This is a genomic window from Variovorax sp. GW821-FHT09D05 (genome assembly GCF_059416325.1).
This window is the reverse complement of the sequence record NZ_JBWKOZ010000006.1, coordinates 1-23,050: the sequence shown is the minus strand read 5'-3', so window position 1 is coordinate 23,050 and position 23,050 is coordinate 1. Positions and strand designations below refer to the sequence as shown.

The window sequence follows — 23,050 nt, the reverse complement described above, 5'->3', positions numbered from 1 at the left end:
GCATGAGTATTTTTGAAGGCTTCCTCTCCACATCCGAAACGCTCGGCGCTTTCAGCGACCGCGCCTTCGTCGACGCCATGCTGCGCTTCGAAGCGGCACTCGCGCGCGCACAGGTTGCCGAAGGACTGATCCCCGAGAGCGCTGCGCATTCGATCGTCAGCAGTTGCAAGGTCGAGCTGTTCGACGTTGCCAAGATCGTGCGCGAGAGCGGCCGCGCGGGCAGCGTCGCGATTCCGCTGGTGAAGGCGCTGCGCGAAGCCGTCGGCCTCTTCAATGCCGACGCCGCGCCCTTCGTGCACTTCGGCAGCACCAGCCAGGACGTGATCGACAGCGCAATGGCGCTGGTCACGCGCGAAGCGGTCGCGCTCATCGAGACCGATCTTGCCAAGGCCGCCGACGCGCTGCTGCGCCTGGCCGTCACGCACGCCGAAACGCCGATGCTCGCGCGCACGCTGATGCAGCCGGCCTCGGTCACCAGCTTCGGCTTCAAGTGCGCGGGCTGGGCGGCGCCGCTGGTGCGCAGCCGCATCCGCCTGCGCGACGCTGCGAAGCACGCACTGCAATTGCAGCTGGGCGGCGCCGTCGGCACGCTGGCGCAGATGAAGGGGCAGGGCGCTGCCGTGCGCAAGCGCATGGCCAAGGAGCTTGGCCTGGGCGACCCCGGCGCAACGTGGCACACGCAGCGCGACGAATGGGTGGCGCTCGGCTGCGAGCTGGGCCTTATCACCGGCAGCCTCGGAAAGATCGCGGTCGACATCGCGCTGCTCGGGCAGTACGAAGTGGCTGAAGTCGCGGAGCCCAGCGAGCCGGGCCGCGGTGGTTCGTCGGCAATGCCGCACAAGCGCAACCCGGTGGCTTCGATGGTCGCCATCGCCGCCGCGCACCGTGCGCCGCAGCGCGTGGCCGCATTGCTTGGCGCCATGCCGCAACAGCACGAACGTGCCCTCGGCGCCTGGCAGGCCGAACTGGCCGAATGGCCGCAGCTGCTGATGTCGGCGCACGGCAGCGTGCGCGCAATGGCAGGCGCATTGCCCGGCCTGCAGGTCGACGCCGCGCGCATGCGCGCCAACATCGACCGGCTGCGCGCCGAACTCCCTCGCGACGCGGCCGACGAATGGTTCGACCCCGCGCTCGCTCACAACGCCGGACAGACAGCCCTCGCCGAGGTGAAGGCGCTGCAGGCCCGGCTCACAGACAAGGAACTTGCCCAATGACCGCCCCCGAAACCCCGGCCAACGACTACGAAGCCGGCCTCGTCAACCGCCGCCGCGTGCTCGGCGATGCCTGGGTCGACAAGTCGCTCGCCAACCGCAACGGCTTCAACGCCGAGTTCCAGGAACTCATCACACGCCACGCGTGGAACGACATCTGGGGCCGCCCCGCACTGGGCGACAAGACGCGCCGCTACATGGTGCTGTCGATGATGCTGGGCATCCACGCGTATGAAGAGTTCGCCATGCACGTGCGTGCCGCGCTCGACGGTCCGCCCGAGTCGCGCCTCACGCCGGACGACATCAAGGAAGTGATCATGATGGCCGCCATCTACTGCGGCGTGCCGGTGGCCAACCACGCCTTCGGCATCGCGACCGGCATCCTGCGCGAAAAAGGCCTGCTGCCTGCGTTGCCCCAGTGACCGCGCCGGTCGCCCGCAAGAAGGGCCGGTTCGACGTCACTTTCACCTTGCTGCTGCCGCTGCTGCTGGCGGCGCAGCCGGTGGCCACCGACAGTTATTTGCCGGCGCTTCCCGCCATTGGGAAGGAGCTCGGTTCGGCCAGCACCAGCCTCACGCTGTTCGTGCTGGCCTTCGGCTTTGCGCAGTTGCTGTGCGGCCCGCTGGCCGATCGCTTCGGTCGCAGGCCGGTGCTGCTGGCGGGGCTCGGCTGCTACGCCATTGCCGCGCTGGGCGGCGCGTTCGCAGGCAGCGTGGCGCTGCTCGCGGGCTGGCGCACGCTGCAGGGCTTTTCGATGGCGGCGATTCTCGTGTGCTCGCGCGCGGCGGTGCGCGACCTGTACCCCGCGCACGAAGGCCCGCACGTCATGGCGCGCGGCCTCACCGGGCTGGGCGTGGTCGGCCTGATGGCGCCGCTGCTCGGCGCGTGGCTGGTGCAGGGCGCGGGCTGGCGCTGGGTGATGGTCGCGATGGCGGTCTATGCCTCGCTGCTGTTCGCGTTGTGCTGGCGCTCGTTCGGCGAAACGCGCAAGCCGATGCTGGGCGAGGGCGAGTCGTCCGCGCCGCGCGGCAGCACGCGCGCGGTGTTCGCGAGCCGGTCTTTCCGCGCCTGGGCCTCGGTGGCAGCGACGACCTACGGCGGGCTGTTCTGCTTTCTGCTGCTGTCGCCGATGGTCTACATCGGCTATCTGGGCTGGTCGCCCGCGTGGTACGGCTGGATCCCGGCTGGCGGCTCGCTGGTCTACATCTTCAGCACCACCATGTGCCGCACGCTGTTGCGGCGTTACGGGCCGGTGCGCACCGTGCGGCTCGGTGCTTCATTGAGCCTGACCGGCGCCGTCATCCAGGCGCTCGGCTGCTGGCTGATGCCGTTGAGCGCCGTGCCGCTGCTGTTCGGCCACGCCGTGTACTGCCTCGGCCATGGCATCCACCAGCCTTGCGGGCAGGCGGGCGCGGTGGGCGACTTGCCGCATCTGGCGGGCCGGGCCGTGTCCTGGTCGGGCTTCGGCATGATGATGGTCGCGTTCTGCGTGGGGCAACTGGCCGCAAGATTTGTCGATGCCGATTTTTCCAACGGCGCCTGGCCGATGGTCGTGCCGATGCTGCTGGCCGGCTGCGTGCTGATGGCCATCGCGTTCCTCTGGCTGCCGCGTCTTCAACACCCGAAAAAGGAAACCACACCATGACCCGTTTGAATGTCGTTCGCGAGGGCGAAGGTCCGATCGTCGTGCTCAGCCATGCGCTCGGTTGCGACCTGAGCATGTGGGACGGCGTGGCCGCGCAGCTCTCGCGCGCCCACACGGTGCTGCGCTACGACCACCGCAACCACGGCGCGTCGGAGGTGGTGCCCGGCGCGCTGCGCGTCGAGACGCTGGCACAGGACGTGGCCGAACTCATCCAGCGCGAGGCGGACGGCGAGCCCGTGCATTTCGTCGGCCTGTCGATGGGCGGCATGACCGCGCAGGCGCTGGCGGTGCGGCACCCCGAGCTGCTGAAGACGATGGTGATCGCCAATTCGGCCGCTTACTACCCCGACCAGGCCCCCTGGCGTGCACGCGTCGAGACGGTGGCTGCCAAGGGTGTGGCCGCCATCGCCCCTGGCGCCGTGGCACGCTGGCTCACACCGGCCTACGTGGGCACGCCCGAAGGCGCAGTCGCCGCGAAAACGCTGCACGACGTGCTGGTGCGCACCGATGCGCAGGGCTACATCGAGAGCTGCAATGCCGTCGCGGCCATCGATTTCCGCGAGAGCAACCATCGCATTGCAGTGCCCACGCTGGTGATCGGCGGGCTGCAGGACGAGGCCACGCCAATGGCCATGTCGCAGGCCATGGTGGGTGCCATTCCAGGCGCGCGCCTGGCCACCATCGACGCCGCGCACCTGAGCGCGGTCGAACGGCCGGTGGAGTTCACACAGCTGCTGATCGATTTCTGGCGCAGCCTTTGAGAGCTACTGGCCGGGCAGCCGGCCTAGGTGTATCCCGTATTTCGTGCGAATAATGCACGTATGTGATCGATGATCGATCAAAAGCTCGCTGAATAGATTGTGGCGGGGCCCGGGTGTTCCTAAAGTCCACCCCCATGCATCGCTCCATTGCCACCGTCTCGCTCAGCGGCACGCTCCGCCAGAAGCTCGAAGCCGTCGCCGCCGCCGGTTTCGACGGCATCGAGCTGTTCGAGGCCGACTTCATCAACTTCAAGGGCACGGCCGCCGAACTGCGCCGCATCGCGGGCGACCTTGGCCTGACCATCGACCTGTACCAGCCGTTCCGTGATTTCGAAGGCATGCCCGAGCCGCAGTTCCGCCGCAGCCTCGAGCGCGCCGAGCGCAAGTTCGACCTGATGGAGGCCATGGGCGCGCCGATGGTGCTGTGCTGCTCCAACACTTCGCCGCTGTCGGTGAACGATCCGGCTCTGGCCGCCGCGCAACTGCACGAACTGGCCGAGCGCGCTGCGCGCCGCAACCTGCGCGTGGGCTTCGAGGCACTCGCCTGGGGCCGCCACACCTCGCTGTACGGCCAGGCCTGGGAGATCGTGAAGCAGGCGAACCACGCGCACCTGGGCCTGATCCTCGACAGCTTCCACACGCTGTCGCTGAAGGACGATCCGGCGGGCATCGCCAGCATTCCGGGCGACAAGATCTTCTTTCTGCAGATGGCTGACGCGCCGCTGCTGTCGATGGACGTGCTGCAGTGGGCGCGCCACCATCGTTCGTTTCCGGGGCAGGGCGATTTCGACGTGGTCGGCTTCTTCGAGCAGGTGCTGCGCGCGGGCTACACCGGGCCGCTGTCGCTGGAGATCTTCAACGACATCTTTCGCGAGACGCCGAACCGCCGCACTGCGGTGGATGCGATGCGCTCGCTGCTGTACCTTGAAAGCGAAGCGCGGCAGCGGCTGGACGACGTCGAGCCCGTGCAGCTGTTCAGCCCGCCGCCGGTGCCGGCGCTCTCCGGCCTGTCGTTCATCGAGTTCGCGGCCGACGAGGCATCTGCAGCAACGCTGTCCACGCTGGTGAAGCAACTCGGCTTCCGCCGCATCGGCAAGCACCGCTCGAAGGCCGTGACGCTGTACCGCCAGGGCGAGATCAACCTGATCGTCAACGCGCAGCCTGATTCGTTTGCGCGCGGCCGCTTCGAGGCGCACGGCACCTCGGTGTGCGCGCTGGGTGTGCGCTGTGACGATCCCCTCGCGGCCGTGGGCCGAGCCACCGCCATGCGTTCGCAGCGGCACGACAGCCCGGTCGGCCCCAACGAACTGCGCGTGCCGGCCATCGTTGCGCCGGGCGGCAACCTGATTCATTTCGTGCCCGAAGCGCTGGGCGCCAACGGCTTGTACGAAGCCGACTTCATTCTCGAAGACGACGGTGCCGGCGCGAACGACGCAGGCCTGCAGCGCATCGACCACGTGGCTCTTGGCCTGGCGCTAGACCAGCTCGACACCTGGGTGCTGTTCACGCGCGCCGTGCTCGGCCTGGAACCCGGCGAGAGCCTGGAGCTTGCCGACCCCTTCGGCCTGATCCGCAGCCGCGGCGTCGCCAACGCCGACCGCAGCCTGCGCCTGGTGCTCAACGTGTCGCTGAGCCAGCGCACCCGCACCGCGCGCACGCTGAGCGTGACCGGCGGTGGCGCGGTGCATCACATTGCGCTGAGCTGTGCCGACATCTTCGAGACGGCCGCCAAGCTGCGCGCCAACGGCACGCGCTTCGTGCCCATCTCCGACAACTACTACGACGACCTGGCCACGCGCATCGACATCGCGCCCGAACTGCTGGCGCGCATGCGCGAAGCGGGCGTGCTGTTCGACCGCTCGCCAGCCGGCGACTACCTGCACATCTATACCGAGAGTTTCGAGGGCGGACTGTTTTTCGAGGTCGCACAGCGCGTGGGCAACTACGACGCCTACGGTGCCCTCAACGCACCGGCGCGCATGGCTTCGCAGGCGCAGGATTGATTTGATTTCTTGATCTGATTTTTTCGTCAACACTGGAGACAACACATGGCAACCAACACAGCCCATGAGCCGCAAGGCAGGCACCAGTCGAAGAAGGCCGCCGCAAGCGGCTGGATCGGCTCGGCGCTGGAGTACTACGACTTCTTCATCTACGCCACCGCGGCGGCGCTGATCTTTCCGCAGATCTTCTTCCCGAAGGGCGACCCGACGACGGCCATCGTCGCCTCGCTCGCGACCTACGGCGTGGGTTATGTCGCGCGTCCCATCGGCGCCTTCGTGCTCGGCCACTGGGGCGACACGCACGGGCGCAAGCAGGTGCTGGTGCTTTGCATGTTCCTGATGGGCTTTTCGACCGTGGCCGTCGGCCTGCTGCCGACCTATGACCAGGTCGGCCTGCTGGCTCCGGTGCTGCTGGTTCTGCTGCGCCTCATCCAGGGCTTTGCAGTGGCCGGCGAAATCTCGGGCGCGAGCTCGATGATTCTCGAGCACGCACCGTTCGGGCGTCGCGGCTTCTTCGCGAGCTTCACGCTGCAGGGTGTGCAGGCCGGCCAGATTCTGGCGGCTGCCGTGTTCCTGCCGCTGGCGCACTACATGCCCGAGGAGGCCTTCAACTCGTGGGGCTGGCGCATTCCCTTCCTGCTGAGCTTCCTGGTCATCGTGGCGGGCTACATCATCCGCCGCGAGGTCGACGAGACGCCGGCTTTTGCTGAAGTGGACAAGAAGGGCGAAGTGGCCAAGGCACCGATCATCCAGGCCTTCACCGACAGCTGGGCCGACATGCTGCGCGTGGTCTGCATGGCGCTGATGAACGTCATTCCGGTGGTGGCCACAGTGTTTGGCGCGGCCTATGCCGTGCAGGCGGCCTACGGCATCGGATTCCAGAAAGACGTGTACCTGTGGATTCCGGTGCTCGGCAACATCCTGGCCGTGATCGTGATCCCGTTCGTGGGCAACCTCTCGGACCGCATCGGCCGCCGCCCGCCGATCATCGTCGGTGCGCTGCTCTCGGGGCTGCTGTCCTTCGTGTACCTGTATGCCATCAGCATCCGCAACGTGCAGCTGGCCATCGTCATGTCGCTGCTGATGTGGGGCATCGTGTACCAGGGCTACAACGCGACCTTCCCGAGCTTCTATCCGGAGCTGTTCCGCACCCGCAATCGCGTCTCGGCCATGGCCATCTCGCAGAACATCGGCACCACCTTCACCGCACTGCTGCCCGCTCTGTTCGCCGCCGTGGCGCCTCCCGGCTCGACCAACGTGTGGTTCACCGTGGGTGCCATCACCTTCGCGGTGACGGTGCTGGCGGCACTGGCCGCACTGAGTGCACGGGAAACCTACCGCATCCGGATGAACGACCTGGGCAAGCCCGATGCGGTGCCGGTCGACAAGCAGGAGTACGACCGCATGCGCGAGAAGACGCTGCAGGACGCGCGCCTGGCCAAGGCCGCGGCCTGAAAACCTTTCGTGCACCAAGGGTTGTGGCGCCGTGAAGAATGGCGCCATGACTACCCCTACCTCTTCCCACCTCAAGATCGACTTCGTCTCCGATGTGTCCTGTCCCTGGTGCGCCATCGGCCTGAGTTCGCTCGAGGCGGCGCTCAGGAAGGTGGCCCCCGAGGTCACCGCGGAGCTGCACTTCCAGCCCTTTGAGCTGAACCCGCAGATGCCGCCCGAAGGCCAGGACACCTTCGAGCACCTGAACCAGAAGTACGGCTCCACGCGCGAGCAGCAGGCGCAGTCGCGCGAAATGATCCGCCAGCGCGGCGCGGCAGTGGGCTTCGAGTTCAGCCCCGGAGGCCGTCCGCGTGTCTACAACACCTTCAACGCACACCGCCTGCTGCACTGGGCCGAGCTGGAAAGCCCGGCCAAGCAGGCGGCGCTGAAGAAGCTGCTGCTGAAGGCCTACTTCACCGACAGCCAGAACCCCTCGGACTCTGAAGTGCTGGTGCGCGCAGCCACCGAGGCCGGGCTCGATGCAGCCCGTGCCCGCGAGATCCTGAACAGCGACGAGTTCGCACGGGAAACCCGCGAACGCGAGCGCATGTACACCGACGCCGGCATCCACTCGGTGCCCGCGATCATCATCAACGACCAGCACCTCATTTCGGGTGGCCAGCCCGTCGAGGTGTTCGAGCGCGCCCTGCGGCAGATTGCCGGCGCTGCACCGTCCAGCCTGTCTGCAGCCTGACTTAGCTGGCGCTTAGGCGCTGCCTTTGCGCGGCGTTACGAGGGTAAAGAGCGTCAACGCGGAGCGGGTCCCGATGGTTGAGGATGCGTCCTCGATTCGCCATCACTCCCAGGAGCTCCGAAGATGAAGAAGAAAAGCCTAATCGCCGCACTCGCCCTCATGGCTGCGGCTTCGTTGCCCGCATTGGCCGACGAATACGGCAGGCACCCGTTCTACCTCCACGCCTTGTCCGACCTGCAAACGGCCGCCTGGAAGGTGGAGCATCGCCGCCCCGAAGACGGGCAGATCTCGCGCGACGAGCAGGTGGTGGTCGACGAGATCCACGCCGCCATCGGCGATCTCCAGCACGCTGCATGGCTGGACGGCAAGCCCCTCGAATGGCGCGAGCCCACCGATGCGTGGCTGCCGCGCGAAGGCCGCCTGCATGCCGCGGTCGACCTGCTGCGCAAGGTGCGCTCCGATGTGGCGCGCGAAGAAGACGACCCGCGCTCGCGGCCGTTCCAGCAACGCGGCCTGGCGCACGTCGACGTCGCGCTCAACACCGCACAGCACGCCATCGGCGACGTGCGCCATCACGACATGCGCAAGGAGTGATGGCGGTGCCGGCCGCCGCCTCGTTGTTCTCCATGCGTCGCGCCTCGATGGCGCTCGGTGCATGTGCGCTGGCCTTGCTCGCGGCCTGCGCAAGTGCACCGGGCGACCAGCGGCCGGTGGTGTCGGTGTCGTTGCCTTCCGCACCGCTCAATGACGCCGCCCGCCTGCGCTGGCTCGACCGCGTGAGCTGGGGTGCCAACGCGAGCAGCGACGCGCAGCTCGCAAAGCGCGGCCTGTCGCTGTGGATGCGCGACCAGCTCAATCCACGGCCCGTGCCGCTGCCGCCTGCGGCGCAGGCGCAGATCGATGCGATGAGCATTTCGCGCACGCCGCTCGACCAGCTCGTCACCGAACTCGACGCACAGCGCAAGGCGGCCGATGCGCTACCCGACGAAGACCAGAAGAAAGCCGCGCGACAGGCCTACCAGCAGCGACTCAACGACCTGGCACGCGAGGCGCAACAACGCTTCGTGCTGCGCGCCCTGTATTCGCCCAACCAGCTGCAGGAGCAGATGACGTGGTTCTGGATGAACCACTTCAACGTCAACCTGCGCAAGGACAACATCCGCGCGATGGTGGGCGACTACGAAGAGAACGCGATTCGCCCGCACGCGCTCGGCAAGTTCCGCGACCTGCTCGGCGCAACGCTGCACCACCCGGCGATGCTGCGCTACCTAGACAACGCGCAGAACGCCGCCAACCGCATCAACGAGAACTACGCACGCGAGCTGATGGAGCTGCACACGCTGGGCGTGGGCGGCGGCTATTCGCAGGCCGACGTGCAGGAGCTGGCGCGCGTGCTCACCGGCGTTGGCGTGAGCAACCAGCCGCTCGATGCGCCGCCGCCGAACGTGCGGCCGGCCGTGCGCGCCGACTACGTGCGCAAGGGCCTGTTCGAGTTCAACCCCAACCGTCACGACTACGGCCCGAAGACGCTGCTGGGCCAGTCCATCAAGAGCAGCGGCCTGGCCGAGGCCGACGAAGCGCTCGACCGCCTGGCACGCGCGCCGGCCACCGCGCGCTTCATCTCGCGCAAGTTCGCCGTGTACTTCGTCTCCGACGATCCGCCGCAGGTATTGGTCGACCGCATGGCTGCAGCCTTCACCCGCAGCGACGGCGACATCGCCATCACGCTGAAGGCGCTGTTCGAGTCGCCCGAGTTCGCCGCCTCGCTGGGCCGCAAGTTCCGCGACCCGGTGCACTACGTGATGGCCGGCGTGCGGCTCGCCTACGACGACCGCGTGGTGGTGAACGTGAACCCGATGCTCAACTGGATCAACCGCATGGGCGAACAGCTGTACGGCCACGAGACGCCCGACGGCTATCCGCTCAACGAGGCAGCCTGGGCCAGTGCGGGGCAGATGAACACGCGCTTCGAGATCGCGCGTGCCATCGGTGCGAACGGCGCCGTGCTGTTCCGCACGGATGACAAAGCGCCGCTGGAAAAGCCCGCGTTCCCGCAATTGGCCGATTCGCACGCGGTGCGCGCAATGCAGGTCGGCATGAGCGCGGACACGCGCGAGGCGCTGGCGCAGGCGAAGAACCCGCAGGAGTGGAACACCTTCCTGCTGGCGTCGCCAGAGTTGATGCGTCGTTGATCAAGAAGAAGGACACACCGTCATGCAACGTCGAGAACTCTTGAAGCTCATGGCCGCCGCCCCGTTCGCGGGCGCCGCCGGCCAGTTGATGGCCGCGCCCGCGGCCGAAGGTGCAAAGCTGCTGGTCGTGTTCCTGCGCGGCGCGTATGACTGCAGCAACCTGCTCGTGCCCACGAGCAGCGACTTCTACTACGCCTCGCGCCCCAACATCGCCATTGCACGCCCCGGCACGCCCAACGGCGCGCTGCCGCTCGACGGCAACTGGGGCTTGCACCCCGCGCTGGCACAGAGCGTGATGCCGATGTTCCAGCAGAAGCAGGCATCGTTCATCGCCTTCGCGGGCACCGACGACCTCACGCGCAGCCACTTCGAAACGCAAGACTCCATCGAGCTCGGCCAGGCGCTGGACAAGCGCCGAGACTACCGCTCGGGCTTTCTCAACCGGCTGGCGGGTGTGCTCGGCGCAGGGCCTGTTACCGACGTGTCGCCCATCGCCTTCACCGACCAGTTGCCCATTTCAATGCGCGGCAGCGCCAAGGCCGCCAACATGGCGATCGCGGGTAACGCACGTTCGGGCATCGACGCGCGGCAGAGCCAGATCATCACGAGCATGTACCGCAACACCGCGCTGGCCCAGCCGGTGGCCGAGGGCTTCCAGGTGCGCGACGAGGTAACGCGGGCGGTGCAGGCCGAGATGGACGCCGCCAGCCGCAACGCCATGACCGCCAAGGGCTTCGAGCTGGTGGCGCGCCGCATGGCCTTGCTGATGCGCGACCGCTTCGACCTCGGCTTTGTCGACGTCGGCGGCTGGGACACGCACGTGGGGCAGGGCGGCGCCACCGGCTACCTCGCCAACCGTTTCGAAGAACTGGGCCGCGGCGTAGCCGGCTTCGCACAGGAGATGGGCGACGACGCATGGCACCAGACCGTGGTGGTCGTCATCAGCGAGTTCGGCCGCACCTTCCGCGAGAACGGCAACCGCGGCACCGACCACGGACACGGCACCGTCTACTGGGTGCTCGGCGGCGGCCTCTCGGCGCAGGCTGGCGGGCGCGTCGTGGGCGAGCAGCAGGCGCTGACGCAGGCCACGCTGTTCCAGAACCGCGACTACCCGGTGCTCAATGAATACCGGGCGGTGTTCGGGGGGCTGTTCAAGCGGATGTATGGGTTGTCGCCCGCGCAGCTTGCGCGGGTGTTCGATGGGGTGGCGCCGAAAGATCTGCAGCTGGTCTAGCGCGCGGAGGCCAAGGCCGAAGCCGAAGTACGCGAAGTACGGTCAGGCGATCATCGACTCGAGGTCCGCAGCAAGCTCACGCGGCGCCGGCATTTCCTGGACCATGTCCTCGGTGATACCGACGGCCAGCGCCGACTGGCTCGGCCAGAAGCCACCGATATTGCTCAGGTCCACCCCCTGGCGTTCCAGTGCCACGCGCCACACGGCCAGATGAAGAACGCCGCCGAGCGGATCGGCATGTTCCGACTTTGCCGGGCTCACGAAGCTCGAAAGCCCACCGACGAGGTCGGGAGCGAAGCCCCAGCGCTGCGCCAGGGATGCACTCACATCGCCGTAGTGATACCCGAATTCGACGAGCTCGAGTTGCGCGCGCCCCAGTGCGTCCAAGGGGTGAACGGCATTCAGCGCGGCCATGCGATCGGGCATTGCCTGCGCCATGATCAGGTGGCCGATGGCATGCATGCTGCCCGCGGTGAACGCCAGGTTGGGGTCGACGTGCCGGGTCTTCGAAGCCAGATACCTCGAGACCGACGCCACGCGCAAGCTGTGGGCCCAGAAGGCCGGAAGGTTGACTCCGTCCACCTTCCGGAAGGCGCCCGACAGACCCGAACTCACCACGAATGACCGGATGGCGGAGAGCCCGAGCATCAGGATTGCGCCCTGGATCGAGGAAATCTTTCGCCGGAGCCCGAAGAACGGCGAGTTGACCATCTGCAGCACCCTGGCCGCGAGCACCTGGTCAAGCTCGATCCGATGCGCGATGGCCGCGAAAGGCACGTCGTCGTCGCGCAGCATCTCAATCAGGTCGGACACCACCTTCGGCACGGTGGGGAGCGACTCGTCATTGGCAAAGAGTTCGTCGAGTGTCATGGCGTTATGGGTGTATTGCCTTTGTATGCAATGGATTTTCCTCCAGTGCAGGGCCTGCCAGAGCCTCTATCGGCGCGAATGTGTAATTTCTACGGATTCCGGTGGGACCGAGAATCGGCGCATGCCCCACGCCGTCTCCCTCCTTCGCGCCGCCCGCCTGGCGCGAAGCTCCAAGCCCTTTCTCGCCCGTGGTGGCTTCAAGCGCGAACGCTGCGCGGGCTGCCGCCTGGTGCCCAGCCATTGCATGTGCGCCGTGCGCCCTTCGGTGGCAACGCGCGCGGGGGTGTGCCTGCTCATGGCCGACATCGAGCCGCTCAAGCCCACCAACACCGGTTGGCTGGTCGCCGACGTGGTGGCCGATACCTTCGCCTTCGGCTGGGCCCGTACCGAAACCGATCCCGCGCTGCTGGCACTGCTGAACGACCCGCAATGGCAACCCTACGTGGTGTTTCCGGGGCAGTACGCGGCGCCCGAGCGCGTGGTTCTGACCGTTCCGTCGCCTGAGGTGACCAGCACCGGCACCGCGAAACGCCCGCTCTTCATCCTGTTCGACGCGACATGGGCCGAGGCACGCAAGATGTTTCGCAGGAGCCCCTACCTCGACCGGCTACCGGTGCTGAGCCTGCAGCCGGAGCAGATCACGCAGTACAAGCTGCGCAACTCCGGCCGCGACGACCATTTCTGCACCAGCGAGGTGGCCGCGATGTGCATGAACCTCGCAGGCGAGCATGCCGCCGAACAGACGCTGGATGCCTACCTGGTGGTGTTCACGCACCACTATCTGAGCGCGAAGAACCAGCAGCCCGTGGCGTGGGATGGTGCAGCGCATCAGCGCCTGCGCGAAGTGTCCGCCTCGCGGCCCTGAAGACTCTGCCCGCCGCCGCCGCGGCGCTGCGCGGGCGGGCGCAGCCGTGCCTCGCTCCGCCATCTACCTAGTTCCGGTGATGGTGAAGAAACAAATAGTTAACAAGAATCAACGATCTGAAACCGCCGGTAGCACTTCGGCCGGAGCGCGGGTTTCTCTTCGTGAATCGACAAAACCAAAGAGGGCAGTGGATGTTTTCCAATCGAGTGAGTTTTTACGGGCGCTGCGGTGCCGTGGCCAGTGCGATCGTGTTGCTGGCTTCCTGCGGCGGTGGGGGTGGCGGCGGCTCGGGCTTCGTGCCGATCGCCGCGCCGGCGCAACCCCAGACCCCCGTCGTCGTGACGCATACGGTCGGCGGCACCGTCACCGGCCTCACCGGCAGCCTGGTGCTCCAGAACAATGCTGGCGACGACCTGAAACTCACGGCCGACGGCAAGTTCACCTTTGCCGCCGCGCTCACCGAAGGCTCGGCCTATGAGGTCAGCGTGCGCACCCAGCCCCTGTGGCAGTTCTGCACCGTGACCAAGGGCAGCGGCAAAGCCTCGGCCGATGTCGGCGACGTGGCGGTCGCCTGCTCGGCGGCGGTGGCGCAGGTGTCCACGCTCGCTGGGTCCGGCACTACCGGCTCGGTCAATGGCAACGGTACCGCCGCATCGTTCTATCTCCCGTACAGCGTGGTCGTCGACAAGAGCGGAAACCTGCTCGTGTCGGATACGGCAACGAACCTTGTGCGAAAGATCTCGCCCGCTGGCGATGTCACGACATTTGCGGGCGGTGGCGGCAGCGGTACTTCGCAAAACGGCAACGGCACTGCAGCCTCGTTCTCGGGCCTGTCCGGTCTTGCGCTGGACTCCACGGGCAATGCCTATGCTGCGGAATTCGGCGGCAACCGCATCCGCAAGATCACGCCCGCGGCCGACGTGATCACGATCGCGGGCAGTGGGGCCATCGGGTCGCTCGATGGCCACGGCACCTCTGCCACGTTCAATACCCCTTCGTCGGTGGCCACGGACGCCGACGGCAACATCTATGTGCTCGAATTCATCGGCGCCGTTGTCCGCAAGATCACGCCTGCCGAGGACGTCACCACGCTGGCCGGCTCGGGCACTGCAGGCTTCGCTGACGGTACGGGGACTGCGGCATCTTTCGGGCAGGCCTACGGCATAGCGACTGACGCGGCCGGCAACATTTACGTTGCCGACAGCGGCAACAACCGGATCCGCAAGATCACGCCCGGCGGCGTGGTCATGCCGCTGGCCGGTTCGGGCCAGGTTGGTGCGACCGACGGGGCCGGCAGCTCGGCATCTTTCAGCAGGCCCGGCGGCTTGACGGTGGACAGCGACGGCAATGTCTACGTGGCCGACACAGGCAACAGCCTGCTGCGCAAGATCACGCCGGCAGGCGTGGTCTCCACGCTCGCCGGCCAGCCCGGTGTGCTGGGCGCGCAGAACGGCATCGGCGCGGCTGCCACGTTCAAGCAGCCTTACGGGGTGACGGTGGATGCTGCCGGCAATCTGTACGTGGCCGACACCTTCGGCAACCTGATCCGCAAGGTCACGCCGGTTCGCGCACCCTGAGGTCGTCGAAGACGCAGGGTCCACCGTCGGTAACGGAATGAAAAGGCTGCATCCGGAGCATCGGCATATGTCTCCTGGAGTGCGGGCGCGCAGAATCGCGCTCGCACTCCCGAGGACTTGACCATGACGATTCCGTACTTTGTCTTGACGCCCGACCGGCGTGAACTTCCTCTGAACGTGCTCGGCACGAAAGTGACGGTGCTGGCATCGAACGCGGCGACGCAGAGCTATGGCATCACCCTGCAGCGGGGTGACGAAGGAACCGGGCCGCCGCCGCACAGCCACGACTGGGACGAATCCTTCTACGTGCTCGGCGGCGAGGTCGAGTTTCTCTGCGACGGTGCTGCCCACATGTGCCGGCCCGGCACGCTCGTGCACGTACCGCGCGGCACGGTGCACGGCTTTCACTACGGCAAGGGTGGCGGGCAGATGCTCGAGATCACCGGGCAGAACGCGCTGGCCGCCCAGATGTTCGCCGCCGTCGACCACGAGATCCCGGCCGGGCCGCCCGATATTCCAAAACTGCTGGCGGTGCTCGAGCGCAACGGCGTTACCGTCGCGGCCTGACATCGCTTCGGCCGTCGACAGGCGCGTGGCGTGCCATCAGCTCGACGACCCAATCGATGAACACCCGCAGCTTGGCGCTGACATGCCGGTTCGGCGGAAACGCCACGTACAAGGGCATCGGATCGAGTTGCCAGCCTTCGAACAGAGGCACCAACTCGCCGCTCGGCAGATGTGGTTCGGCCATGTAGTCCGGCAGCCAAAGCACCCCCATGCCCGCCAGCCCGGCCGCGAGGTAAGCGTTGCCGTCATCGACCGACAGCACATAGCGGCCTTGCACTTCGATGCTCTCGTCGCCGAGGCGCATGGCATACGGAAAGGTCTTGCCGCTGCGCGACCACAGGAAGCCCACGATGCGGTGATGCGTGTCTTCCAGCTCCCGCGGGTGTGAAGGCATGCCTGCGCGTTCCAGATAACTCGGCGCTGCGTAGACCCCCAACTGCAGGTCGCCCACGCGGCGCGCCATCAGCGACTGGTCGGTGAGCTCGCCGCCGCGCACAACGCAATCGACGTTCTCGCCGATCACGTCCACCATGCGATCGCTCACGCCCATGTCGAGCTGGATGTCGGGGTAGCGGGCGTGGAACGCCGGCATTGCCGGCACCAGGATCATGCGGGCCAGCGGGCTCGGCACATCAACCCGCAGCCGTCCGCGGGGCAACGCCGAGGCGCTCGACAGACTGGTCTCCGCATCGTCCATGTCGGCCAGCAGGCGCACCACGCGCTCGTAGTAGGCCGCCCCGTCGGCCGTGACGTTCACCTTCCGCGTCGTGCGGTTGAGCAGCTTCACGCGCAGCCTTGCCTCCAGTTGCTGCACCAGCTGCGTCACGCTGGTCTTGCTCATGTGCAGTGTCTCGGCCGCCTTGGTGAAGCTGCCTGCTTCCACCACGCGGGCGAATGCCTGCATTGCGTCAAAACGATCCATGCCTGCTGTTCCTGTTGATCCGACGATTGTTTGGGTTCTGCAAACAGTGATTGTTGGCTTTGCCCGTTTATCGGAGAAGCACGGCTGCCTAAAGTCCCTTCATCGCCATCAAAGAAGGAAGAAGCAACTCATGGCCAAACGCGACGTCGTTTTCCCGCCCGGGCGCCAGGCGCTCTATGAAAAGAACCGCTACTCGCCAGCAGTTCGGTCCAACGGCTTCCTGTTCGTCTCAGGGCAAGTCGGCAGCCGCGAAGACGGCTCGCCCGAGCCCGACCTCGAGGCGCAGGTGCGGCTCGCGTTCGAAAACCTGAACGGGATCCTCGGGGCCGCGGGCTGCACCTTCGACGACGTGGTCGACGTCACCGTCTTCATCGTCGACCCGGAATCGAACTTCGACACGGTCTGGAAGGTGCTGCCTGACTATTGGGGCAGCGCGCCGCATCCGACGCTGACCGGCATCGGCGTGACGTGGCTCTATGGCTTCAAGTTCGAGATCAAGGTGATTGCGAAGCTTCCCTGAAAGCCACGGCACGCCAGTTCTTCGCAATCAGGGCCGAGCGGCTACTCCTCGTCGAGTCGATCCCTTCGCATGGCACGCCAGAGCGCAAGGTCGTAGGAAATCTTGAGCAACCCGCATGCGACGAGCGGCAATGAGATCCACCCGGCCGCGAACAGCGCGCCGCTGAGCGTCGGGCTGATGGCTGCGGCCAGACTCCGCGGCACGGCGGTGAAGCTCGCCGCGGCGCTGCGTTCCGCTGGCGTCACGACCGCCATCACGTAGGCCGTTCGCGTGGGCACATCCATCGACGACAGTGCGCTGCGGATCATCAGCAGGCCCAGCGCAACGGGCAGGCTTGGCGCCAGCGCTGCCAGCACCAGGCAGACGTTGGCCGGCAGGTGCGTGAAGACCATGGTGTTGAGCAACCCGATGCGTCGGGCGACCAGCGGTGCAGCGAGCTGCGACGCTGCGCTGAGCAGTCCGGTCCAGAAGAAGAACACGCCGGCCTGGGTGAGCGAGAAGCCGAATCGCTCCAGCAGCCACAGCGACATCAGCGCGTTGACCGTCAGTCCGCCGGCAAACGCGTCGACGCTGAAGAGTGCCGCCAATCGCACCACGACGCGGCGCGACGGCCCCAGGGGTGTTGGCGCGACGGGCAGGCTGTCTGCGTTGTTGGCGCCGGCGTGGGCCGGCAGATTCCGATAGAGCCAGAAGACGATCAGCCCGATTGCCGCGTAGACCACGAACATCCCGCGCAGCGCGTCGAGCCGCGCGAGCTCGCTGTGCCGAACCAGCCAGTCCGGTACGGCGGCGGCCAGCGCGCCCAAGGCTGCGCACAGGGCACCCAGGAGGCTGTAGCGTGCAAACAATGCTGTTCGTGCATGGCCTTGTGCCGCCGCTGCCAGGCGGGCGTGCTCAAGCGGAAGAAACACGCTGACGTCGCCGGAACTGGGGTTGAGCGTGCCGACCAGCGCGACCACCAACAACGGCCAGAACGAGGACAAGCCCGCAAAGCCCAGGCCCGTAGCGGCCATCAGCAAAGCAGCGCCGCGCAGCAGCCGACCGCCAGCAAAGCGGTATCCCCAAGCGCCGACCGCGAGCGTGGCCAGCGCCGAGCCCAGCATCGTCGCGGTACTGACGATGCCTACCTCCAGCGTTCCGAGCCCGATCGACAGCAGGTAGGCCGGCAGCAGTACCGCCATGTACCCGTCCCCGAAGGCGCGAAGCCCCCGCGCCGCGAGCAAGGGCAATGCGCCAGGATCGACTCCGGAAGGCAGCAGGCGCGCGAAGCCCATGCGTGGGCGAGATGCGGAAGTGGTGCTCATCGGGTTTTCACAGCCAGAAGCGCAGGGGCTTCGATGAGAGAGATGGGCTGGGGTGGCGCGGCAAGCGCAATGGGTGCGTCAGGAAAGGCGGTGTCCACGGATAGCTCCGTTGTGAGTCACCAGCGCTTGGACGGGACACCGTCTGACTTTGCAGAACGGGAGGCTGTTTTCCCGCGAGCGGCATCGTAGCAGACCCAAAACCAGATTGTGTGGTTCTACGGCTTCCAGTTCGGGATCAGCGCCGCACCTGCAAGGCAAAGACAGGCGAGCATCGCGAAAGCATTTCTCGCCCCTTGAGTGAATGCAGCGACATCGACGCCCGAGAGCCCTGAACCGCCATTCCCGAGAATCATGAGCTGCGAGCTGTAGGGCAGACCGGCCATCGCCACGCTCAACGCCAAGGCCGTTCCCATCATGATTCCGGTGTTCTGCAGCGTCGAGCGCACGCCGTTCGCAATGCCCCGGCGCTGCGGCACCACGCTTTGCAGAATCGACGCGTTGTTAGGCGTCACGAAGCTCCCGATGCCCAGGCCCAGCATCCACAGGCATGCGGCCAGTTGCCCGGCGCCGATGGCCGGCTGCAGCATGGCCGCCAACAGCGCCAGCGCGCTTGCGGCAAGCAGCATGCCCGCCACGCAGATGGCTGCGGGCGAGAAGCGCCGCATCAGGCTGCCGGCAGTAGGAGCGGCCATCAGCATCCCCAGCGCGACCGGCGCGATGCGCATGCCCGCCTCCGATGGCGCCAGCCCCGCGCAAGCCTGGAGATACAGGGCCACGAGCAGCAGTGGCGCAGCCTGCGACATCGACAGGAGCAGGATGCCTGCGTACGCCGTGCGACGCCCCGAGTCCCTGAACAACGCCGGGTCGACCAAGGGGCTCGCCGTGCGCTGCTGCACCTTGGCGAACAGGAGGAGGGCGCAGACGCCTGAGAGCATGAAGGCCCACACTGGCGTGCTCGCCCAGCCGCGTGTTCCTACCATCGAGAGTGCATAGATCACGCCTCCGATGCCGGCGAACGACAGCAGGGCACCGGCCAGGTCGAAGCGCTCGGCCTTGGCCGCTGCCGCGCTCTTCGGCAGAACCCGCCATGACCAAGCCAGCACGCTAAGCCCGACAGGCACGTTCAGCACAAAGAGAACGCGCCAGCCCCACCACGACACGACAAAGCCGCCAGCCAGCGGCCCCACGACCTGCGCAAGCGCGGCCACCATGGCGAGTACGCCGAGCGCCAGGCCCACCTTCCTGCGGCCGAAGGCATCGCCTACCAATGCGCTGGAGTTGGCCATGACGCCAGCCGCACCCACGGCCTGGCAGATGCGAAAGAACAGCATGGCGCCGAAGCTCGTTGCGGCCGCACAGGCCGCACACGCAATCAGAAAAAGCCCCAGCCCCGCAAGAAAGAGCCGCCGCCGCCCCCACAGATCGGCCAGCCTCCCGAAGCTGAGGATGCACACCGTGCTGACCAGCATGTAAGACAGCAGGATCCAGCTCGCCTGCGACGGCGAAGCGTTCAGGCCGCGCGCCACCGAAGGCAGCGCCACGTTGAGCGCGCTGAGGTTCAGGAAGCAGAGAAACGCACCCAGGCTTGCAACAACGAGCACCGCCCACGCGGCCCTTTCCTCGTCTTCCGCCGCCGCTTCACTCATCGCTCTTGAAGCCCGAAGCCTTGACGATGGGCCGCCAGTACTCGCGGTCTTCGTTCATGAGGCGCGTCACTTCGGCGCCGGGCAGCCCGGTTGCGTCGAGCCCCATGCGGTCGAGCTGGCCGCGCACCTGCTGGCTGCGCATTGCGGCCAGGAAGGCTTTTTCAAGCTTCGCGACAACGTCCTTCGGCGTGCCCGCCGGCACGAAGGCGGCATAGGACGCGTTGGCACGGTCGAAGGCGTCGTAGCCCGCTTCCTTGAGGGTCGGAACATCGGGCAGCCAGCTAAGCCGCTTCGTGCCCGCCACGCCAAGGATGCGCAGCTTGCCTGAGCGGTGCAGCTCCAGCTGCGTGGCCAGCGCGTCGGCGCCCAGCGGCACGTGGTCGCCGATGATGTCCGTCGCCAGCGGAGCGCCGCCCCGGTAAGAGACGGCCGTGAGCGGCACGCCGATGGCCTTCGACAGCTGCCACACGCTGAAGTGCAGGCCGCCGCCGAGGTTTGTTATGCCCACACTGCCCTGAGCGGGGTTCTTCTTGATCCACGCGATGTATTCGGGAATCGTCTTGTACGGCTGGTCTGCGCCGGTGGAAACGACACTGGGCACGTTGGCCAGATGCGCGACGGGAATGAAGTCTTTGTCGACGTCGTAGTTCAGCCGTGCATAGGTCATCGGAAACAGCACGAAGGGCGGTGTTGCGCCGATGAGGATCGTGCGGCCATCGGGTCGAGCGGCCTTCACCGCCTCGATGGAAATGCGCGTGGACGCACCAGGGCGGCTCTCCACCAGAACGGGCTCCTTGAGCGAGCCGCGCAATTCTTCGGCGATGGAGCGTGCCAGGTTGTCGAGCGCTCCGCCCGGCGGAACGCCGATGATGAGGCGCACGGGCGCGTTGTCGGCGTGCGCGGTGATGCCGGCCAGGGCAATCGACGCGCCGAGCACGAGTGTCTTCAGGAACGAGGTCATGGTGGCTACCTGTTGGTTGGGTTGAAAAATCGGAAGAGAGAAAAGGGCAAAAAGGGGTGGTGGCTTCAGAAAGCCACGACCGGCAGCGGATTCGCCGGCCAGTGCTCCGCTTCGAACGAGGCAGCGGCTTGCAGCAGTTGCCCGTCTTCGCGGAAGCGCCCGACCAGCTGCATGCCGATGGGCAGGCCCTCGCGGTCTGCGCCGCAGGGCAGGCTGATCGCGGGGTGACCCGTGAGGTTGAACGGCATCGTCCAGGGGAACCAGTTCGCGCGCACCTCGGCGTATTCCTTGCCGTCGATCTCGATGCTGCCGAACAGATCCTGGTCGATGGGCAGGGCCGTGCGCGAGAGCGTGGGCGTGAAGATGAAGTCGTGCGTTTCCAGCCGCGCCTGCACCTCGCGGAACAACGCTGTCCGCGCGAACATGGCCTGCTGGAACGCAACGCCATCCACATGCTCCGCCAGTGCAAGCTGCTTCAGCAGCGACGGGCTCATCTGGTCGCCATGCGCCGCAGCCATGGGCGCGAAGCGGCCGCGCCAGCTGGTGTGGTTGATCACGCGCCACACAGGCTCCACGTCGAAGCCTTCGCCCGACATCGGCTCCAGCACGGCACCCATCGACTCCAGCGTTGCCAGAGCGGCTTCGAAGGCAGATGCAACCTCTGCCGCAATCGGCCGCCCAGCAGGCGCGGCGCAGAAAAGAATGCGCTTGCCGCGAAGGTCGCCGCCGGCTTGCAGGTCGTCGAAGTAGCGCTTGGCCTGCACGCCCAGCGACCACGGGTCGGACCCGTGCGCGCCGGTCATGGCCTGCAGCATCAGTGCCGTGTCGGCCACGTTGCGCGTGGTGGGCGTCACGTAGGTGTAGTTGCCGAACGCGTCTTGCACCTGGCTGTGGGGCACCACGCCCAGGCTCTGCTTCAGGCCGACCACGCCGTTGCACGAGGCGGGAATGCGCGTGGAGCCGCCGCCGTCGGTGGCAATGGCGAGCGGCGCGATGCCCGCCGCCATCGACGCCGCCGCACCGCCGCTGGAGCCGCCGCTCGTGCGCGAAGCATTCCACGCGTTGCGGGTGCTACCGAACAGCGGCGCATCGGTCAGGCACTTGGCGCCGAATTCCGAAGAGGTGGTCTTGCCGATGAGGATGGCGCCGGCCTCGCGCATCCGCGCCACGGCCACCGCGTCTTTCGTGGGCACATGGTCGCGGTGCAGCAAAGAGCCGTAGGTGGTGCGCACGTTCGCCGTATCGACGATGTCCTTCACCGTGAAGGGCAGGCCATGCAGCAGGCCCGAAGTCGCGCCGCGCATCAGCGCCTGTTCGGCCTCCCTGGCCTGCTGCAGCGCCTGTTCATGGCACAGCGTGATGAAGCAGTTCAGGTGCGGCTGCAGCGCATCGGCGCGGCGCAGCACCTCTTCGACGATCTCCACCGGCGAGAGTTCGCGCTGCGCGACCAGCCTGCGCATGGTTGTTGCTGGCATCTCGCAGATCTCGGACTTTGGAAGAAGGACGGGAAAGTTTTTCATGGCGCAAATGATTGATGCGCCGCAACAAGTCGTCCAATACTGTTTTCCAGAAAAGGCATATGCACAGCGTATGGCTACCCCAGACCTTCGAACCCTTCGCTATTTCGTGGCCGTTGCCGAGGAACGCAGCGTCGGCAAGGCCGCGCGCCGCCTCAACATGGCGCAGCCGCCGCTGTCCGTTCACATCAAGAACCTCGAGGCGGCGGTGGGCACGCCGCTCTTTCGCAGGGCAGCGCACGGCATGGAAATAACCGATGCAGGCAACGCACTGTTTCGGCGCGCGAAAGAGGCACTGCTGCTGGCCAACGAAGGCTTCGACGCCGCGCGCGCCGTCGGCTCGGGCAGCCGGGGCCGGCTCACCATCGGCACGATGGTCGTGCTGTCTTACCTCGTGCTGCCGCGCCTGGAAAACGAATTGCGGCGCAGGCTGCCCGAGGTGGAGATCCAGTATGCGGAGCTGAACGCCGTCAACAACGTATCGGCCCTCACCAACTCGGATGTGTCGGTGGCCATCTGCATTCCTCCCATTGCGCAGGCGGGCATTGCGGCAGAGCGCATCGGCAGCCAGCCGCTGATGCTTGCGGTGCGCTCCGATTCACCGCTGGCGCGATTGCCCAGCATTCCGCTGGCGCGCCTCTCGGGCCTGCCGCTCATCGGGCTGCCCATGCCCGAGGGCGACGTAGACAAATCGGTCGTCGCGTCGCTGCTGCGACGGCACGACGTGAGCATGCCGATTGCGCAGCGGGTCGAGACGATGGTGTCGGCACTGGCGCTGGTGCTGGCGGGGAAGGGCGTGGCGATATTGCCCGCCTGCGCGCAGATCGGGCGGCCGCCCGGGGTGGTGTTCAGGGCTTTGCGCAATGTCGATGCGCGGATGGAGATTGCGGCTTGCTGGCGGAGCGATTGGGATAGTCCGTTGATTGAGCCGTTTTTGGTTTGTGCGCGGGCGGCGGTGCGGGAGTTGGCGTAGATAAATCACGAAGCCCACTAGGGAAGGTCTGAACAAGAGCACGTTTCTTGCATGAAGGACTGAACCCTGCAAAGGAGCACGAGCGATGAGCCAG

At 66.7% G+C, this 23,050-nt stretch carries 21 protein-coding genes; 15 read left to right on the top strand and 6 right to left on the bottom strand.

Annotated elements, in window-relative coordinates; genetic code table 11:
• Positions 1 to 2: 2 nt before the first annotated feature.
• From pcaB to AC07O3_RS17005, 10 genes are all read left to right on the top strand, one after another.
• Positions 3 to 1,214, top strand: a complete 1,212-nt coding sequence (pcaB, locus tag AC07O3_RS17050) for a 3-carboxy-cis,cis-muconate cycloisomerase (protein ID WP_093050537.1) — start codon at positions 3 to 5, stop codon at positions 1,212 to 1,214.
• On the top strand, positions 1,211 to 1,633 hold the full coding sequence (locus AC07O3_RS17045) for a carboxymuconolactone decarboxylase family protein (protein WP_093050534.1): 423 nt from the start codon (positions 1,211 to 1,213) through the stop codon (positions 1,631 to 1,633). The genes pcaB and AC07O3_RS17045 overlap by 4 nt, the downstream gene beginning before the upstream one ends.
• Positions 1,630 to 2,856, top strand: coding sequence for a multidrug effflux MFS transporter (locus AC07O3_RS17040; protein WP_495339891.1), 1,227 nt, complete (start codon positions 1,630 to 1,632; stop codon positions 2,854 to 2,856). The genes AC07O3_RS17045 and AC07O3_RS17040 overlap by 4 nt, the downstream gene beginning before the upstream one ends.
• On the top strand, positions 2,853 to 3,617 hold the full coding sequence (locus AC07O3_RS17035) for an alpha/beta fold hydrolase (RefSeq protein WP_495339890.1): 765 nt from the start codon (positions 2,853 to 2,855) through the stop codon (positions 3,615 to 3,617). Before AC07O3_RS17040 ends, AC07O3_RS17035 begins: the two co-directional genes overlap by 4 nt.
• A 134-nt stretch (positions 3,618 to 3,751) precedes the next feature.
• Positions 3,752 to 5,620: a bifunctional sugar phosphate isomerase/epimerase/4-hydroxyphenylpyruvate dioxygenase family protein gene (locus tag AC07O3_RS17030; RefSeq protein WP_495339889.1), complete on the top strand. Its 1,869-nt coding sequence runs from the start codon at positions 3,752 to 3,754 to the stop codon at positions 5,618 to 5,620.
• Between the two features lie 45 nt (positions 5,621 to 5,665).
• The gene (locus AC07O3_RS17025; protein ID WP_093050522.1) at positions 5,666 to 7,075 is read left to right on the top strand and encodes an MFS transporter; all 1,410 of its coding nucleotides are present in this window, start codon (positions 5,666 to 5,668) and stop codon (positions 7,073 to 7,075) included.
• A 46-nt stretch (positions 7,076 to 7,121) separates the two neighbouring features.
• The gene (locus tag AC07O3_RS17020) at positions 7,122 to 7,808 is read left to right on the top strand and encodes a DsbA family oxidoreductase (protein WP_495339888.1); all 687 of its coding nucleotides are present in this window, start codon (positions 7,122 to 7,124) and stop codon (positions 7,806 to 7,808) included.
• A 123-nt stretch (positions 7,809 to 7,931) separates the two neighbouring features.
• A complete protein-coding gene (locus AC07O3_RS17015) occupies positions 7,932 to 8,402 on the top strand; it encodes a hypothetical protein (protein ID WP_495339887.1) in 471 nt (156 codons plus the stop codon).
• Positions 8,402 to 10,000, top strand: coding sequence for a DUF1800 domain-containing protein (locus AC07O3_RS17010; RefSeq protein WP_495339886.1), 1,599 nt, complete (start codon positions 8,402 to 8,404; stop codon positions 9,998 to 10,000). Before AC07O3_RS17015 ends, AC07O3_RS17010 begins: the two co-directional genes overlap by 1 nt.
• Positions 10,001 to 10,022: 22 nt before the next feature.
• Complete coding sequence (locus AC07O3_RS17005) at positions 10,023 to 11,234, top strand: DUF1501 domain-containing protein (RefSeq protein ID WP_093050516.1); 1,212 nt, start codon at positions 10,023 to 10,025, stop codon at positions 11,232 to 11,234.
• Between the two features lie 42 nt (positions 11,235 to 11,276).
• Here AC07O3_RS17005 and AC07O3_RS17000 read toward each other — a convergent pair whose 3' ends face one another.
• On the bottom strand, positions 11,277 to 12,104 hold the full coding sequence (locus AC07O3_RS17000) for an HDOD domain-containing protein (RefSeq protein WP_495339885.1): 828 nt from the start codon (positions 12,102 to 12,104) through the stop codon (positions 11,277 to 11,279).
• Positions 12,105 to 12,225: 121 nt separating this feature from the next.
• Between AC07O3_RS17000 and AC07O3_RS16995 the strand changes: the two genes are divergently transcribed.
• The 3 genes from AC07O3_RS16995 to AC07O3_RS16985 all read left to right on the top strand — a co-directional run bounded on the left by AC07O3_RS16995 (position 12,226) and on the right by AC07O3_RS16985 (position 15,113).
• Complete coding sequence (locus tag AC07O3_RS16995; RefSeq protein WP_495339884.1) at positions 12,226 to 12,969, top strand: tRNA-uridine aminocarboxypropyltransferase; 744 nt, start codon at positions 12,226 to 12,228, stop codon at positions 12,967 to 12,969.
• Between the two features lie 191 nt (positions 12,970 to 13,160).
• Complete coding sequence (locus tag AC07O3_RS16990) at positions 13,161 to 14,546, top strand: NHL repeat-containing protein (RefSeq protein ID WP_495339883.1); 1,386 nt, start codon at positions 13,161 to 13,163, stop codon at positions 14,544 to 14,546.
• A gap of 123 nt (positions 14,547 to 14,669) precedes the next feature.
• A complete protein-coding gene (locus tag AC07O3_RS16985) occupies positions 14,670 to 15,113 on the top strand; it encodes a cupin domain-containing protein (protein ID WP_093050504.1) in 444 nt (147 codons plus the stop codon).
• Here AC07O3_RS16985 and AC07O3_RS16980 read toward each other — a convergent pair.
• Entirely contained in the window at positions 15,097 to 16,035 is a 939-nt protein-coding gene (locus tag AC07O3_RS16980) for a LysR family transcriptional regulator (RefSeq protein WP_495339882.1), read from the bottom strand. The genes AC07O3_RS16985 and AC07O3_RS16980 overlap by 17 nt on opposite strands.
• 130 nt (positions 16,036 to 16,165) lie before the next feature.
• Here AC07O3_RS16980 and AC07O3_RS16975 point away from each other — a divergent pair, with 130 nt between their 5' ends.
• Positions 16,166 to 16,555 carry a RidA family protein gene (locus AC07O3_RS16975; protein WP_093081464.1) on the top strand — a complete coding sequence of 130 codons (390 nt, stop codon included), beginning with the start codon at positions 16,166 to 16,168 and terminating at the stop codon, positions 16,553 to 16,555.
• A 41-nt stretch (positions 16,556 to 16,596) separates the two neighbouring features.
• Here AC07O3_RS16975 and AC07O3_RS16970 read toward each other — a convergent pair whose 3' ends face one another.
• The 4 genes from AC07O3_RS16970 to AC07O3_RS16955 all read right to left on the bottom strand — a co-directional run bounded on the left by AC07O3_RS16970 (position 16,597) and on the right by AC07O3_RS16955 (position 21,941).
• Positions 16,597 to 17,859: an MFS transporter gene (locus AC07O3_RS16970; protein WP_093050494.1), complete on the bottom strand. Its 1,263-nt coding sequence runs from the start codon at positions 17,857 to 17,859 to the stop codon at positions 16,597 to 16,599.
• Between the two features lie 215 nt (positions 17,860 to 18,074).
• The gene (locus AC07O3_RS16965) at positions 18,075 to 19,505 is read right to left on the bottom strand and encodes an MFS transporter (RefSeq protein WP_495339881.1); all 1,431 of its coding nucleotides are present in this window, start codon (positions 19,503 to 19,505) and stop codon (positions 18,075 to 18,077) included.
• A complete protein-coding gene (locus tag AC07O3_RS16960) occupies positions 19,498 to 20,466 on the bottom strand; it encodes a tripartite tricarboxylate transporter substrate-binding protein (protein WP_093050489.1) in 969 nt (322 codons plus the stop codon). Before AC07O3_RS16960 ends, AC07O3_RS16965 begins: the two co-directional genes overlap by 8 nt.
• Positions 20,467 to 20,531: 65 nt before the next feature.
• Complete coding sequence (locus AC07O3_RS16955; protein WP_495339880.1) at positions 20,532 to 21,941, bottom strand: amidase; 1,410 nt, start codon at positions 21,939 to 21,941, stop codon at positions 20,532 to 20,534.
• A gap of 43 nt (positions 21,942 to 21,984) precedes the next feature.
• Between AC07O3_RS16955 and AC07O3_RS16950 the strand changes: the two genes are divergently transcribed.
• Positions 21,985 to 22,956 (top strand): LysR family transcriptional regulator, encoded by a 972-nt coding sequence (locus tag AC07O3_RS16950; protein ID WP_495339879.1) that lies wholly within the window; start codon positions 21,985 to 21,987, stop codon positions 22,954 to 22,956.
• Positions 22,957 to 23,050 lie beyond the last annotated feature (94 nt).

Coding starts and splice junctions, on each gene's coding strand:
- pcaB (WP_093050537.1), top strand. CDS start 3: ATGAGTATTTTTGAAGGCTTCCTCTCCACATCCGAAACGCTCGGCGCT.
- AC07O3_RS17045 (WP_093050534.1), top strand. CDS start 1,211: ATGACCGCCCCCGAAACCCCGGCCAACGACTACGAAGCCGGCCTCGTC.
- AC07O3_RS17035 (WP_495339890.1), top strand. CDS start 2,853: ATGACCCGTTTGAATGTCGTTCGCGAGGGCGAAGGTCCGATCGTCGTG.
- AC07O3_RS17030 (WP_495339889.1), top strand. CDS start 3,752: ATGCATCGCTCCATTGCCACCGTCTCGCTCAGCGGCACGCTCCGCCAG.
- AC07O3_RS17025 (WP_093050522.1), top strand. CDS start 5,666: ATGGCAACCAACACAGCCCATGAGCCGCAAGGCAGGCACCAGTCGAAG.
- AC07O3_RS17020 (WP_495339888.1), top strand. CDS start 7,122: ATGACTACCCCTACCTCTTCCCACCTCAAGATCGACTTCGTCTCCGAT.
- AC07O3_RS17015 (WP_495339887.1), top strand. CDS start 7,932: ATGAAGAAGAAAAGCCTAATCGCCGCACTCGCCCTCATGGCTGCGGCT.
- AC07O3_RS17010 (WP_495339886.1), top strand. CDS start 8,402: ATGGCGGTGCCGGCCGCCGCCTCGTTGTTCTCCATGCGTCGCGCCTCG.
- AC07O3_RS17005 (WP_093050516.1), top strand. CDS start 10,023: ATGCAACGTCGAGAACTCTTGAAGCTCATGGCCGCCGCCCCGTTCGCG.
- AC07O3_RS17000 (WP_495339885.1), bottom strand. CDS start 12,104: ATGACACTCGACGAACTCTTTGCCAATGACGAGTCGCTCCCCACCGTG.
- AC07O3_RS16995 (WP_495339884.1), top strand. CDS start 12,226: ATGCCCCACGCCGTCTCCCTCCTTCGCGCCGCCCGCCTGGCGCGAAGC.
- AC07O3_RS16990 (WP_495339883.1), top strand. CDS start 13,161: ATGTTTTCCAATCGAGTGAGTTTTTACGGGCGCTGCGGTGCCGTGGCC.
- AC07O3_RS16985 (WP_093050504.1), top strand. CDS start 14,670: ATGACGATTCCGTACTTTGTCTTGACGCCCGACCGGCGTGAACTTCCT.
- AC07O3_RS16980 (WP_495339882.1), bottom strand. CDS start 16,035: ATGGATCGTTTTGACGCAATGCAGGCATTCGCCCGCGTGGTGGAAGCA.
- AC07O3_RS16975 (WP_093081464.1), top strand. CDS start 16,166: ATGGCCAAACGCGACGTCGTTTTCCCGCCCGGGCGCCAGGCGCTCTAT.
- AC07O3_RS16970 (WP_093050494.1), bottom strand. CDS start 17,859: ATGAGCACCACTTCCGCATCTCGCCCACGCATGGGCTTCGCGCGCCTG.
- AC07O3_RS16965 (WP_495339881.1), bottom strand. CDS start 19,505: ATGAGTGAAGCGGCGGCGGAAGACGAGGAAAGGGCCGCGTGGGCGGTG.
- AC07O3_RS16960 (WP_093050489.1), bottom strand. CDS start 20,466: ATGACCTCGTTCCTGAAGACACTCGTGCTCGGCGCGTCGATTGCCCTG.
- AC07O3_RS16955 (WP_495339880.1), bottom strand. CDS start 21,941: ATGCCAGCAACAACCATGCGCAGGCTGGTCGCGCAGCGCGAACTCTCG.
- AC07O3_RS16950 (WP_495339879.1), top strand. CDS start 21,985: ATGGCGCAAATGATTGATGCGCCGCAACAAGTCGTCCAATACTGTTTT.